This is a genomic window from Lysobacter oryzae DSM 21044 (genome assembly GCF_059568595.1).
The window spans coordinates 761,954-774,497 of record NZ_JCANTQ010000008.1; the positions used below are offsets into that span (position 1 = coordinate 761,954).

Consider the following 12,544-nt stretch of genomic DNA (forward strand, 5'->3'; position numbering starts at 1 on the left):
AACGATTGCACATCGCCGCGCCATGCGAATTCTTCGCGTTGACGGGACGCGTAACCGGGGCAACCACCCGCGTCGCCCGTGCGATGCGCACGAGGAATCCGGAGCATTCCCGGGCTCAGCGCTTGCTCGCGGTCTGCACGCGCGGGAAGAAGCGCGCCACGAAGACCAGGTACACGACCCACAGCGAGAACCAGGCCGCCGCGACCGCAAACAACTGGATCGTGAAGAGGATCAGGCTCGGCGTCAGGAACAGCAGCACGCAGCCGAGCAGCCAGAAGCGATCGCCGCGGCGGGCATACCGGGCGCGCTCGACATCGTCGATCCGGCCACCGAGCGAGGCGCCGTAGTAGAAGAACGAAGAGAACGCGAACGAGAACGTCGCCACCCCCATCACGATCAACGCGGCCTGGAACCAGATGGCATCGACCTGGCCGCTGGCGAACTTCGGATACAGGAAGAACAGCAGGAACGTGAAGATCGCGATGCTCGACGCGGCGAGCTGGTACGACCGATTGACGTTGGCTGCCGCAAGTTCATCGGCCATGGGATCGCTCCTCACCCAGCATGCGTTGCGGTGCTCGTGCAGGCCACGAGTGGCGAACGATCATACGCTTCAGGAAGCGTGCTGCCCGAACCGGGCGAGCGCGACGGCCGCCCGCAGTGCCCGCATGCAGCATGCGTAGGATGGGTTGAGCGTAGCGATACCCATCATTCCGCGGAGCGATTGCGCAAGCGCGACGGCTGCCCGCAGCGCCCGCATGCAGCGCGCCACTGATCCGGCCGATCAGGTCGCTCGGCAATGGCCGGCAGATGCGGCGCGGGCACGTCTATCGCCGTGCCTGCTCACGCTCCGCCAGTGCGATGACCGCCGGCTCGAGGGAAGCCAGGCCGGCGGCGCGACCATGCGCGAGCGCCTCCTGGATCGATCCACCACGATTGAGGGCTTCATCCAGGGCGACCATCGCGCCCACCCGGTTCGAGCTCGCGCAGTGGATGAGCACGCCGCCCTCGCGACGCGCCGCGTCGAGCACGACGCCGAACTGGCGCACACGTTCGCGGTCCAGGTCGGCGGCGCCCGCGATGGGCAGCGCAACGTAGCGCAAGCCAAGCTCGGCGGCCGCCGCAGCCTCGTCGTACTCCGTGGGTTCGTCCGGCGCGCGCAGGTTGATCACCGTGCGCACGCCCTCGCGCACGAGCGCGGCAAGGTGCGCGCGGGTGGGCTGCCCGCTCGCGTAATGATCTTCGGCGAAGCGCGTGGCTGCGGTCATGGGAATCTCCGGAATGCCTGCGAGGGGATGGCGATGCATCAGATCCAGCCAAGCTCGCCCGCGGTGCGATACAGCATGTACAGCGCGACGACGACGATCAGCCCGGCCAGGACCATGTTGAGCGCGCCTTTACGGTCGGCCAGGCGTGTGGCCAGGCGCGTGCCGAACAGGCTCCCGAGCGCGCCGCCGCCGATGAAGACCGCGGCCAGTGGCCAGGCGACCAGGTTCGAACCGGCGTAACTCAGCGCGGTAGTCAGGCCGAAGGCGGTCACGGCGACCAGCGACGAACCGACCGCGAACAGGATCGGCATGCCGGTCGATGCGATGAGCCCCGGCACCACGAGGAAGCCGCCGCCGATGCCGAAGAAACCCGACAGCAGGCCGGTCGCCGCGCCCGAGCCCAGCAGCCTGGGCGCGTTGCCGCGGTTCAGTACCACCGCCGGATCGCCTTCGCGCCCACGCGAGCGGAACATCAGGCCCGCGACGGCCAGCATCAGCAGCGCGAACAACGCGAGCAGCTTCTGCCCGTCCACCGCCTTGCCGAGCATCGCGCCGAACCACGCGCCGACCACGCCGGCGGTGGCGAAGGCTGCGGCACAGCGCCACTTCACGTTGCGCTTGCGGGCGTGGTTGGTGAGGCCGATCAACGCATTGGCGGCAACGGCGAGCGCGCTCGTTCCAATCGCCACGTGCGGATCGTCCACACCCACGAGGTAAACCATCAGCGGCACCGCGAGGATCGACCCGCCGCCGCCCACGAGACCGAGCGTGAATCCGACCGCGCTGCCCGCCAGTGCGCCAAGCAGGAATTGCAGCGTGGTCATCGGCCGGCCTTCTGGCTGCCGCAGTAGGCGGCGTACAGGGCATCGAGCACGCTCGCAGCGGGACCCTCGGCCAGGGAATAGAAGATCGTCTGCGATTCGCGCCGCGTGTTGACGAGCGCCATCTCCCGCAACACCGACAGGTGCTGGGAGAGTGCGGACATGCTCAGCCCGGTGATTGGCTGGAGCTCGCCGACCGAGCGCTCCCCTTCGACCAGCTGGCAGAGCACCAGCAGGCGCGCCGGGTGGGCGAGCGCCTTCAACAGCTCCGCCGCCGCGCCGGCATGGGTTGCCATTTCCCCGGCCGACGGCAGGGTCCGGGCCGGCTTCTTTGATGAACGGGTCATTGGGTTTGTACTTTAGGAAATGCTTGACAAGGATTTTCTACATCACTAATTTAGCGACAGCTAAAGTTAGACGCAAGGGGCAGTTCCATGAATCCGCAGGTGATGAGCTCTTACGATCCGGCAACGTTCACCTTTACCTACGTCGTGTACGACCGCGAGGGCGGGCATGCCGCCATCATCGATCCGGTGCTCGACTACGACCCGGCCAGCGCCCGCACCTCGACCGGATCGGCCGACCGGGTGCTGCAATTCGTGCGCGACCAGCGCCTGACGGTGGAGTGGATCCTCGAGACGCACGCCCATGCGGACCACCTGACCGCCGCCGCCTACCTCAAGCGCGCCACGGGCGCGCAGGTGGCGATCGGCCGTGGCATCACGCAGGTCCAGCAGCGTTTCAAGACGTTGTTCGGCCTCGAGCCGCAGTTCGCCACCGACGGCAGCCAGTTCGAGCGCTTGTTCGCCGATGGCGACACGTTTGCCATCGGCGAGCTCCAAGCGCCCGTCCTCGCGACGCCGGGCCACACCGACGACAGCCTCACCTACGTGATCGGCGATGCCGCCTTCGTCGGCGACACGGTGTTCGCGCCGGAAACGGGCACTGCACGCGCGGACTTCCCCGGCGGTGATGCGCGCAAGCTGTATCACTCGATCCGCAAGCTGTTCGACCTGCCCGAGGCCACGCGCCTGTTCCTGTGCCACGACTACCCTCCTCCCGAACGCGAGCCGAATCCGCAGAGCTCGCTTACGGAGCAGCGGCAACGCAACATCCATGTCGGAAGAGGCGCCGACGAGGAGGCGTTCGTCAGGATGCGCACCGATCGGGATGCAAACCTGGCGGCACCGAAGCTGATCCTGCCTGCGCTGCAGGTGAACATCCGCGCGGGCGAACTGCCGCCGCCGGATGCCAATGGCACCCGCTACCTGCGCCTGCCGCTGAACCAGATCGGAGGTGGCAAGTGATGCCTGCCTGGCTGATCGCCCTGGCAGGCGGCGTACTGATCGGCCTGTCGGCAACCTTGCTGCTCTGGCTCAACGGCCGGATCGCCGGCGTCAGCGGCATCCTCAACGGCGTCGTGTTCCCGAAGCCCGGTGAGCTGTCATGGCGCGCGGCGTTCCTCGCGGGCCTGATCGCTGCGGGCGGCCTGTACATGGCGATCGTGCCGGGCGCACCGCTGCCCCGCACCGACTTTCCGCGCGCCGGCCTGATCGTCGCCGGCCTGCTGGTCGGCTTCGGTACCCGCATGGGCAACGGCTGCACCAGCGGCCACGGCGTGTGCGGCCTGGGCCGGCTTTCCATGCGCTCGCTGGTGGCCGTGCTGACCTTCATGGCCACCGCGATCGCCACCACGTTCGTCCTGCGCCACCTGTGGAACTGGCCATGAAGAAGTTCTCGCTTGCCGCGCTCGTGTCGGGCGCACTGTTCGGGCTGGGCCTGGCGATGGCGGGCATGACCGATGCACGCCGGGTCCTGGGGTTCCTCGATGTCTTCGGCGCCTTCGACCCCACGCTGATGTTCGTGCTCGGCGGAGCGGTCGCCACGACCACCGTGCTGTTCCGCTTCGTCCTGCGCCGCGGCAGCCCGGTGCTCGCGCATAGCTTCCAACTGTCGAACCTGAAGCACATCGATCGGCGGCTGCTGGGTGGCGCAGCGCTGTTCGGCATTGGCTGGGGCATCGCCGGCTACTGCCCCGGTCCTGCGCTCGCGGGCCTGGGCATCGTCTCCGTTGAAGCGCTGTGGTTCATTCCCGCAATGCTCGCCGGCATCCTCCTCCATCGTCTGGTCAACCGCGCCTGAGGTCCCTGCCATGAAGCCACTTGTTTCCACCCTCGCCCTCACCATCGCGCTCTCGGCTGCCGGTTGCGCGACCGGACCGGTCGCAACCCGAGTGCCGGCGGTCGCCAACGCGCTGTCGCCGGAGCCCGGCGTCGTGTCGGCCGGCCGCCTCAAGCCCGTCGACATCGAACCCGTGCACGACGCGGGCATCCGCCAGATCATCGACCTGACGCCGGATGCAGAAACGCCGGATTTCGACGAGGCGGCTGCGGTGCGATCAGCCGGGCTTGCGTATTCAAACCTGCCGTTGGCCGGCCCGGACGACCTCACGCATGAAAACGTGCAGGCGTTCGACGCGATGCTCCGGAATGCACAGCGACCCGTGCTGGTGCACTGCGCGAGCGGCAACCGCGTCGGTGCGATGGCGGCGCTGCGGGCGGCGTGGGCGGAGGGACGCTCGACCGAGGACGCCATCGCGATCGGCAAGACGTGGGGCCTGAAAGGCCTTGAAGGCGAGGTCCGCCGGCGGATCGAACTCGGGCTTAGGCAAACAGGCCATTGACCATGGGCCGTGCGCCGCTCGAAGGCGCGCGGCATTGAGGACCGACCGCATGCGCACGCTACGCGCCGCCGCGACCTACTTCGCCCTGGTGTTCCTCGCCGGCTTCGCCTTCGGCATGTTGCGGGTGCTGTTCGTGCTGCCACGCCTGGGCGAGCGCTGGGCCGAACTGCTGGAAATGCCGGTGATGCTGGTGGCCATCGTGCTCGCGGCGCGGTTCGTGGTGCGACAATTCGCGCCGCTGCCGCGTGCGGAGCGGATCGTCATCGGGGTGATCGCCGTGGCCCTGCTGCTGGCGGCCGAAGTGCTGCTGGCGCTGGTGCTGCAGGCGCAGTCGCTGGGCGACTACATCAGCGGCCGCGATCCGGTGTCGGGCGCGGTGTACCTGGTGATGCTGGGCGTGATGGCGCTGATGCCCATGCTGGTGCAGCCGCGCCATGCTTGAACCTCGCGCGATGGGCATCGCTGCGCTCAGCCCATCCTACGAATGCGCGGACCTCTAGACGTAGGATGGGGTGAGCGCAGCGAACCCCATCATCCTGCTCGGACACTGCGATGGGCATCGCTGCGCTCAGCCCATCCTACGAATGCGCGGACCTCCGGACGTAGGATGGGGTGAGCGCAGCGAACCCCATCAGCCCCGCTCGCCAAAGCGCCCAACCGCTGCCGCACACCCACCCCAATCGCCGGCGAGCCGACCCTCCGCCACGAATCGGTGAAACGTCGAATATGGCCAATCGCGAACGCTGGACACGTGTCCATGCTTCAGCGGATTAAGTGCACGTAATCGACGTGGCGCCGCAGGTCATCCTCGTCGCGAATGAGGTGCTCCCAATAGCGACGCTGCCAAAGGCCGCGCTCCCCCCTCGTGATGCGGCTGGGCCGACGATATTCCCCAAGCGGAATCTGTCGCGAGAAATATGCCTTGAGCAGAAGCCAGCGCAGGGAGAAATCGCCGTCGCCCGGAGGCAGCGTCCATACCGCATGCAGATGTTCCGGCAATACCACCATCGCATCGATGGCGAAGGGATGGCGGCCACGGACGTAGCGCAGCGCTGCGCGCAGTACATCGATGCGTTCGATCAGCAGGGCTGAAGAGCGATCGGCGAGATTGACGGTGAAAAACCAGCTGGCGCCGGCGGCGCGGGTGCGTCGGTATGCGGTCATCCTTGACCTCTGGCGAATGGCGATGGGTGGATCGTGCGAACCCAGAAGCGATGGGCATCGCTGCGCTCAGCCCATCCTACGCACTGTGGGGCGAAATGGCGTGCCGTAGGATGGGGTGAGCGCAGCGAACCCCATCAACCGCCGGACCCTCGGGCCTACACGACCCCCGGCAACAACGCCTTGGTGCGTCGCATGTACGCGACATACGCGGGACCGAACTGCTCGGTCAGCCAGCGCTCCTCCAGGCGGAGCTTGCGCCAGAACGACACGAGCACGATCCCAACCGCCACCAGGCCGCGCCAGTCGCCGACCTTCAGCGCCGTGCCGGCAAACGCCAACAGCAGGCCGGTGTAGATCGGGTGCCGGATGTAACGGTAAGGACCGTACTCGATGAGGTCGTGCTCCTGCTTGAGCTGCACGACGCTGCTCCAGTTGCGGCCGAGGACGTTCCGCGACCAGCACGCCAGGATTACGCCGGCGACCGCCACGGCGAGCCCCAGCCACCTCACCCACGGCTCCTTCGGCACGAATCGCTCCCTGAGGAAGCTGCCGTCGAACCAATCGCCCGGGCCAAGCAGGACAAACGCCACCAGCAAGGGCGCCCAATAGACCAGCAACTGCCGCAGCGCCGGCTCGGTGCGGCTCGAGGGCTTGGCGTCGCGTGCGCTCCACACCCAGAAGAACGCAAACATCCCCCAGGCGAGCTTGAAGCCGATGTCGATGGGATCTATCAACGGGGCTCTCCAGGCGTTGTGTTCCGTCACCAGACGCCGCGATCAAAACGGGGCGCGAGGCAGCGGATGTTCCGGCAGGCATCTCCATGCGGTCAAGCTCGCGAGTCGGGCGACCGCGGTAGGCAGATCGGCGACACCCCGAGCGCCGCCGCGCCCAGCCCATCCGACGAATGGGCCGACCACCACGACGTAGGATGGGGTGAGCGCGGCGAACCCCATCATTCCGTTCGCCAAAGCGCGATGGGCATCGCTGCGCTCAGCCCATCCTACGAATGGCCGACCATCACGACGCGGGGAACCCCATCATTCCGCTCGCCAAATCGCGATGGGCAGCGCCGCGCCCAGCCCATCCCACGAATGCGCCAACCACCACGCCGTAGGATGGGGTGAGCGCAGCGAACCCCATCATTCCGTTCGCCAAAGCGATGGGCATCGCTGCGCTCAGCCCATCCTACGAATGCGCAAACCCACCTGCGCCTGCACCTCAATCGGGCGGCCGATCCGATGCAGGGACCATCTGCACGCGGGGCAGCCAGCCGGCGCCGTGGCCGATCGCGGTGAGCGCGCCGTTGACGCCGGTGGCGACCAGCAACCCGGCGCACGCGGCCGCGAGCACGTCGGTCGGCCAGTGCACGCCGAGCACCAGGCGCGACAGCGCGACGACCGCGACCCAGATCGTCGCCAACACCACCGCGGGCGTGCGGATCCGCGGACGCAACCGCGCGACGGCCAGGCAGGCCGCGGTGGCGACGGCCGCGGTGATCAGCGTGTGGCCGCTGGGAAAGCTCGAGCCCCAGAACCACTGCGTGCTCCACAGGTCCGGGCGCGCGCGGCCGATCTCCAGCTTCGCCACGTAGATGACCAGGCCTGCCACCGCCGTGGTCGTGGCCAACTGCAGCGCCTCGAAGAGATGGCGCCGCCACAGCAGCACCATCACAGCGATCGCCACGCCCGGCACGATCCAGCGCGAAGAACCGCCCTGGGTGGCGAGGTTGAACAGCGGCACCAGGCCGGCCGGCACCGCGGCATGGATCGCGAGCAGGATCGAGCGGTCGATCGCGGTGCTCTCGTGGCCGAGCACCTCCTCGGAGACTTCGACCAGCACCACGGCCGCCGCGATCAGCAGCAGCAGGCCCAGCCGGCGGCGGCGAAACCCCGCCGCCCAGTGATCGTGCCAGCGGCTCAGCACCGACAGGGCCGCGAACAGCCCCAGCACCACCGCGGACAGTTCCGCGCCTTCCTCGAGCAGGTAGTGCATCAGGTGCCTCGTGGATGCGGCGGCGGAAGAGCCGAGCATGCGGCGTCCGGCCCGATGCCACCGTGACAAGCGCGGAGGCGGGATCAGCTGGCGACGTTCGGGTGGGCGGCGGCGTTGGACAGCGCCGCGCTCAGCCCATCCGGCGGCGGCCGCGCAGGCCCGCCGCCTGGAGCCGGGCCGGGACGGCGCCCGAAGGAATGGTCAGGGCACGCCGCGCATTTTCGGCAGTCACCACCGTGAACTTGCCCCCCGGAGGCCCGTTCCAAGTCCTGCCTCGATCGGGTTTGGCGTTGTCTACCTCAGCATTGCCGTGATGGAGACCTGGGATGCAACGCCTGCGCTTGCGGTCATTTTCGTTAGTCCTGTGCTTGCTGACACTGTCCGCCACGCACGCCGCCGATCCGGCGCCCCCGGCATCGCGCATCGCGCTGAAGGCGGCCCGCATCCTCGACGTCGAGCACGGCGTGTTGTTTCCCGGCCACGTCGTGCTCGTCGAAGGCAGCAGCATCGTCGGTATCGCCGATGCCACGCCTGCGGGGTTCGCACTGCGCGACCTCGGCGATGTGACGCTGATGCCCGGCCTCATCGATGCGCATACGCACCTGATGGCGACGACCGAGGATGGCTACGCGGAAATGCTGCTCAAGCTCTCGCAGGCGCGTCGCGCACTGGAAGGCGCGGCGAACGCCCGCAAGACGTTGCTGGCGGGCTTCACGACGGTACGCGACGTCGAGAACGAGGGCTCCGGTTTCGCCGACGCGGATTTGCGCGACGCCATTGCCGCCGGCCTGGTCGAAGGCCCGCGCATGCAGGTCGCCACGCGCGGCATCGCCGCCACCGGGCAGTACCCGCCGTTCGACGTGGCGTCCGACCGCGATTTCCCGCGCGGCGCGCAGACAATCAGTGGCGTCGACGAAGCACGCCGCGCGGTGCGCGAACAACTCGGCCATGGCGCGGACCTGATCAAGGTCTACGCCGATTGGGAGTATCCAACGCTCGACCCCGACGAGCTCCGCGTGATCGTCGACAGCGCGAGGAAAGCTAACCGCCGCGTTGCCGCGCACGCAACCACGCCGCAAGGCATCCAGAATGCCGTCAACGCCGGCGTCGACAGCATCGAACACGGCTTCTTCGCGGACCGTGCCGCGCTCAAGAGCATGGGCGCCCACAAGACCTGGCTCGTGCCCACCCTGAGCCCATGGCACAACGAGCTTACGAAGACCACGGCACCGGACCGGCGCGAGCGCATGCAGAAGGCCTACGACGGAATGTGCGCGAACCTGCGCCTGGCCCGCGAGCTCGGCATCCGCATCGGCGCCGGATCGGACGCCAGCGAACGCGGCGCGCACGGGAAGAATGCGGGCGAGCTGGTGTTGATGGGCGAGGCAGGCCTGTCCAACAAGGAAGTGCTGCGCGCCGCCACGATCTCCAACGCGACGCTGATGGGTCTTGAAGGCGAGATTGGCTCACTGGCGCCGGGCAAGCGTGCCGACGTAATCGCGGTGCCCGGCAATCCACTGGACGACCTGCATGCGCTCGAGCGCGTGGTTTTCGTCATGAAGGAAGGCGCCATCGTGCAGGCCATGCGCGCCGAACCGGCGCCTTAGCCATGGGCGCGGCGGTTCCGCGTCGCGCCACTTGCTCGTACCGGGTCGCACGTCCGCATGCAGCTCCGTAGGATGGGCTGAGCGCAGCGATGCCCATGAACCACGACGAAGATCCCGCGATGGGGTTCGCTTCGCTCACCCCATCCTACGTGGGGCTGGGCGCAGCAATGCCGATCACCTCCGTAGGATGGGCTGAGCGCAGCGATGCCCATCAACCGCGGCGAGGATCACGCGATGGGGTTCGCTGCGCTCACCCCATCCTACGGGCCCAAGGCAAATCGCCTTGCTCTGCCGCGCATGCCGCGCACCTTGGTGGCCAGCAAGCGCGACGCGACGCCACTCCAGCGCCGCGCCGCGCCCGCGGCCCCCGGAACCGGGGCGTCGGCGGCCGGGGTGCGACCAGCGCGCCCGACCTCCGCCCCGGCACCGCGGCGCCTGCCATGGGCAGGACACGTTCCGATTTCCGCTCACCACCAACCGCATGCCGCGGCGCCCGAGCCACGTTGCACGCCCGCCGCGTGCCCGCTGGCGCAAGCATCCATCCGGCGTGCTCCCAGCGAACGGCAGCCGACGCGGCCGCAGCCACGTCAGGGCAGCGCGAGCGCAAGATCCAGGCAGCAGTCTGCTGCGGCGCGTCGATTCTTGACGATCCTGGGCACCGCGCAAGCAAGAAAAATTCTCGGTCGCCGCGGACGTAATCCCCCCGCCATCGCCCCCCGTAGGATGGGCTGAGCGAAGCGATGCCCATCGCCCGCGGCGAAGATCCCCCGATGGGGTTCGCTACGCTCACCCCATCCTACGAGCCAGACCATCGACATCCGTAGGATGGGCTGAGCAAAGCGATGCCCATCGCCCACGGCGAAGATCCCGCGATGGGGTTCGCTACGCTCACCCCATCCTACGGGGCGTGGGCGGCCTCGACCGGCAATCACTCGGTCCCGACTGGAAATCACTCGCCGACGCGTGGAAATCGCCCGCGCACGACTGGAATTCACTCGACCGGCAGTGGCATTCACTCGACGCCGCCTGGAGATCACTCGGCCACGAGTGGGATCCACTCACCGCCGACTGGCAATCACCCGACGTCCACCGAAATCCACTCGACCGCGTCTGGAATTCACTCGACCGCGTCTGGAATTCACTCGACCGCGTCTGGAATTCACTCGACCGCGAGTGGCAATCACCCGGCGGCGAGTAGAAATCACTCGATCGCGAGTGAATTCCACTCGGCGCCGAGTGCCCATCACTCAAGCGGCGCCTCCCCTCCCCCACAAACAAAAAGCCCGGCGGGCGTGCCGTGCACGCACCGCCGGGCTGCCATGTCGATCGACCGCGGCCGATCAGGCCGGCACGGCCTCCTTCTCCGCCGCCGCGCGGCGGCCCTTGAAGCGCGAGCCCAGGCCCTTGCGCAGGTCTTCCAGGCCGTGGTTCTTGCCGCTCACCTTGAGCAGGGCGTAGCCCTCCAGCGCGGCGCTGAAGACGTCGCTACCGAGCAGGACCTCGGTGTCCTCGCCGCGCTTGACCAGCTGCTGCAGCCGGCGCAGGCGCGGACGCAGCACGTCCAGCGCCCGCAGGTCGGCCTGCGCCTCGGCCAGGCCGAGGCTCTCCGGCACGATCTTGTGGTTCTGCGCCAGCACGTCGAGCGTGTCGCGGCAGAACGTCTCCGACTTGTCGCCCATCTTGAACAGCGAGCGGACCTCGCTCGACTCGAGCGAGATCAGGTTGGCGTACACGCCTTCGAGGGTGGCCAGCGCCGTGTCGAGCTGGGCGAGCTGCTCGTCCGTCCAGGAAACGCTGATGAGGTTTTGCGCCATTGCATTGCACTCCGTGTGTCAGTCCGTTGGAACCGGCCCGGGCATCGTTGCGTCCGTTGGGCCGGCAGTGGGTGCTCCGCCTCGTCCGTGTGGCGGTAATGCGATCGCGACAGCGGCGATCGGAGCGGGTGGGACTTTGCCATATCGGCCCGCCGGGATGAAGCCCAGCCTGGGTCGGTGCGTACCCCTATCAAGCTACTTGTTCGTGTTCCAGCACGCTCATCAGGTACTGGCCGTAGCCGTTCTTGGCCAGCGGCCTGGCCAGGTCGCCCAGCTGCGCCGCGTCGATCCACTTGTTGAAGTACGCGATCTCCTCGGGGCAGCACACGCGCAGGCCCTGCCGCTTCTCGATGGTTTCCACGTACATGGATGCCTCGACCAGCGATTCGTGCGTGCCGGTGTCGAGCCAGGCAAAGCCGCGCCCCATCCGCTCCAGTTGCAGCGACCCGTCCTCTAGGTAGCAGCGGTTGAGATCGGTGATCTCGAGTTCGCCGCGCGCGGACGGTTTGAGCGCCGCGGCGTAATCGCTGGCACGGCCGTCATAGAAGTACAGGCCGGTCACGGCGTAGCTCGACTTCGGCTTCGCCGGCTTCTCCTCCAGGCCGACCACCTTGCCGTTGGCGTCGAATTCGGCGACGCCGTAGCGCTCCGGATCCTTGACCCAGTAGCCGAACACGGTGGCGCCGCGGTCGCGCGCCGCCGCCCGCCGCAGCAACTCGGTCAGGCCGTGGCCGTAGAAGATGTTGTCGCCCAGCACCAGACAGCTGGGCTGGCCGGCCACGAACTCGCGGCCGATCAGGTACGCCTGCGCCAGGCCGTCGGGACTGGGCTGCACGGCGTATTCGATCTTCATGCCCCACTGCGAACCATCGCCAAGCAGGTTCTTGAACAGCGCCTGTTCGTGCGGCGTGTTGATGATGAGCACTTCGCGGATGCCCGCCAGCATGAGCACGCTGAGCGGGTAATAGATCATCGGCTTGTCGAAGACGGGCAGCAACTGCTTGCTGATGGCCTGGGTGATCGGGTAGAGCCTCGTGCCGGAGCCGCCGGCGAGGATGATGCCTTTACGCTGGGTCATGAAATCCACTTCGGAAAATGCGCACTTCGTTGTGCCGGTACGGAATCAGGCTGCGGCCCCGATGCGCTCGAGCCGATAGCTGCCGTCCAGCACGCGCTGCACCCACGGCTGGTTGTC

Annotated in this window: 16 protein-coding genes; 7 read left to right on the forward strand and 9 right to left on the reverse strand. The window is 67.9% G+C overall.

The features are described from left to right. Window positions 1-115: 115 nt before the first annotated feature. The 4 genes from BP05_RS03765 to BP05_RS03780 all read right to left on the reverse strand — a co-directional run bounded on the left by BP05_RS03765 (window position 116) and on the right by BP05_RS03780 (window position 2,436). Entirely contained in the window at window positions 116-544 is a 429-nt protein-coding gene (locus BP05_RS03765; protein ID WP_496360548.1) for a hypothetical protein, read from the reverse strand. Between the two features lie 283 nt (window positions 545-827). Further along, window positions 828-1,268 (reverse strand): protein tyrosine phosphatase family protein, encoded by a 441-nt coding sequence (locus tag BP05_RS03770; protein WP_496360550.1) that lies wholly within the window; start codon window positions 1,266-1,268, stop codon window positions 828-830. Window positions 1,269-1,306: 38 nt separating this feature from the next. Next, entirely contained in the window at window positions 1,307-2,092 is a 786-nt protein-coding gene (locus tag BP05_RS03775) for a sulfite exporter TauE/SafE family protein (protein WP_496360552.1), read from the reverse strand. Further along, window positions 2,089-2,436 carry a metalloregulator ArsR/SmtB family transcription factor gene (locus BP05_RS03780; RefSeq protein ID WP_496360554.1) on the reverse strand — a complete coding sequence of 116 codons (348 nt, stop codon included), beginning with the start codon at window positions 2,434-2,436 and terminating at the stop codon, window positions 2,089-2,091. Before BP05_RS03780 ends, BP05_RS03775 begins: the two co-directional genes overlap by 4 nt. An 87-nt stretch (window positions 2,437-2,523) precedes the next feature. Between BP05_RS03780 and BP05_RS03785 the strand changes: the two genes are divergently transcribed. From BP05_RS03785 to BP05_RS03805, 5 genes are all read left to right on the forward strand, one after another. Continuing rightward, on the forward strand, window positions 2,524-3,396 hold the full coding sequence (locus BP05_RS03785; RefSeq protein WP_496360556.1) for an MBL fold metallo-hydrolase: 873 nt from the start codon (window positions 2,524-2,526) through the stop codon (window positions 3,394-3,396). After that, the gene (locus tag BP05_RS03790) at window positions 3,396-3,818 is read left to right on the forward strand and encodes a YeeE/YedE family protein (protein ID WP_496360557.1); all 423 of its coding nucleotides are present in this window, start codon (window positions 3,396-3,398) and stop codon (window positions 3,816-3,818) included. The genes BP05_RS03785 and BP05_RS03790 overlap by 1 nt, the downstream gene beginning before the upstream one ends. Beyond that, window positions 3,815-4,231 carry a DUF6691 family protein gene (locus BP05_RS03795; protein WP_496360559.1) on the forward strand — a complete coding sequence of 139 codons (417 nt, stop codon included), beginning with the start codon at window positions 3,815-3,817 and terminating at the stop codon, window positions 4,229-4,231. Before BP05_RS03790 ends, BP05_RS03795 begins: the two co-directional genes overlap by 4 nt. 91 nt (window positions 4,232-4,322) lie before the next feature. Continuing rightward, window positions 4,323-4,772 carry a protein tyrosine phosphatase family protein gene (locus tag BP05_RS03800; RefSeq protein WP_496360561.1) on the forward strand — a complete coding sequence of 150 codons (450 nt, stop codon included), beginning with the start codon at window positions 4,323-4,325 and terminating at the stop codon, window positions 4,770-4,772. A 49-nt stretch (window positions 4,773-4,821) separates the two neighbouring features. Then, entirely contained in the window at window positions 4,822-5,214 is a 393-nt protein-coding gene (locus tag BP05_RS03805) for a hypothetical protein (RefSeq protein ID WP_496360562.1), read from the forward strand. A 320-nt stretch (window positions 5,215-5,534) separates the two neighbouring features. On the opposite strand, the gene BP05_RS03810 is transcribed toward BP05_RS03805, so the two are convergent. The 3 genes from BP05_RS03810 to BP05_RS03820 form a co-directional block, all read right to left on the reverse strand. Then, window positions 5,535-5,936, reverse strand: a complete 402-nt coding sequence (locus BP05_RS03810; RefSeq protein ID WP_496360563.1) for an REP-associated tyrosine transposase — start codon at window positions 5,934-5,936, stop codon at window positions 5,535-5,537. Between the two features lie 155 nt (window positions 5,937-6,091). After that, window positions 6,092-6,670: a methyltransferase family protein gene (locus tag BP05_RS03815; RefSeq protein WP_496360564.1), complete on the reverse strand. Its 579-nt coding sequence runs from the start codon at window positions 6,668-6,670 to the stop codon at window positions 6,092-6,094. Between the two features lie 484 nt (window positions 6,671-7,154). Next, window positions 7,155-7,967 (reverse strand): phosphatase PAP2 family protein, encoded by an 813-nt coding sequence (locus BP05_RS03820; RefSeq protein WP_496360566.1) that lies wholly within the window; start codon window positions 7,965-7,967, stop codon window positions 7,155-7,157. 329 nt (window positions 7,968-8,296) lie between these two features. On the opposite strand from BP05_RS03820, the gene BP05_RS03825 reads away from it, so the two are divergent. Together BP05_RS03825 and BP05_RS03830 are read left to right on the forward strand one after the other, a co-directional pair. Then, complete coding sequence (locus tag BP05_RS03825; RefSeq protein WP_496360568.1) at window positions 8,297-9,535, forward strand: metal-dependent hydrolase family protein; 1,239 nt, start codon at window positions 8,297-8,299, stop codon at window positions 9,533-9,535. A 907-nt stretch (window positions 9,536-10,442) separates the two neighbouring features. Next, complete coding sequence (locus BP05_RS03830; protein ID WP_496360570.1) at window positions 10,443-10,733, forward strand: hypothetical protein; 291 nt, start codon at window positions 10,443-10,445, stop codon at window positions 10,731-10,733. A 142-nt stretch (window positions 10,734-10,875) separates the two neighbouring features. On the opposite strand, the gene BP05_RS03835 is transcribed toward BP05_RS03830, so the two are convergent. Further along, complete coding sequence (locus BP05_RS03835) at window positions 10,876-11,349, reverse strand: hypothetical protein (protein ID WP_496360572.1); 474 nt, start codon at window positions 11,347-11,349, stop codon at window positions 10,876-10,878. A gap of 190 nt (window positions 11,350-11,539) precedes the next feature. Then, entirely contained in the window at window positions 11,540-12,427 is an 888-nt protein-coding gene (gene rfbA / locus BP05_RS03840) for a glucose-1-phosphate thymidylyltransferase RfbA (RefSeq protein ID WP_496360574.1), read from the reverse strand. Between the last annotated feature and the right edge of the window lie 117 nt (window positions 12,428-12,544).

Coding starts and splice junctions, on each gene's coding strand:
- BP05_RS03765 (WP_496360548.1), bottom strand. CDS start 544: ATGGCCGATGAACTTGCGGCAGCCAACGTCAATCGGTCGTACCAGCTC.
- BP05_RS03770 (WP_496360550.1), bottom strand. CDS start 1,268: ATGACCGCAGCCACGCGCTTCGCCGAAGATCATTACGCGAGCGGGCAG.
- BP05_RS03775 (WP_496360552.1), bottom strand. CDS start 2,092: ATGACCACGCTGCAATTCCTGCTTGGCGCACTGGCGGGCAGCGCGGTC.
- BP05_RS03780 (WP_496360554.1), bottom strand. CDS start 2,436: ATGACCCGTTCATCAAAGAAGCCGGCCCGGACCCTGCCGTCGGCCGGG.
- BP05_RS03785 (WP_496360556.1), top strand. CDS start 2,524: ATGAATCCGCAGGTGATGAGCTCTTACGATCCGGCAACGTTCACCTTT.
- BP05_RS03790 (WP_496360557.1), top strand. CDS start 3,396: ATGCCTGCCTGGCTGATCGCCCTGGCAGGCGGCGTACTGATCGGCCTG.
- BP05_RS03795 (WP_496360559.1), top strand. CDS start 3,815: ATGAAGAAGTTCTCGCTTGCCGCGCTCGTGTCGGGCGCACTGTTCGGG.
- BP05_RS03805 (WP_496360562.1), top strand. CDS start 4,822: ATGCGCACGCTACGCGCCGCCGCGACCTACTTCGCCCTGGTGTTCCTC.
- BP05_RS03810 (WP_496360563.1), bottom strand. CDS start 5,936: ATGACCGCATACCGACGCACCCGCGCCGCCGGCGCCAGCTGGTTTTTC.
- BP05_RS03820 (WP_496360566.1), bottom strand. CDS start 7,967: ATGCTCGGCTCTTCCGCCGCCGCATCCACGAGGCACCTGATGCACTAC.
- BP05_RS03835 (WP_496360572.1), bottom strand. CDS start 11,349: ATGGCGCAAAACCTCATCAGCGTTTCCTGGACGGACGAGCAGCTCGCC.
- rfbA (WP_496360574.1), bottom strand. CDS start 12,427: ATGACCCAGCGTAAAGGCATCATCCTCGCCGGCGGCTCCGGCACGAGG.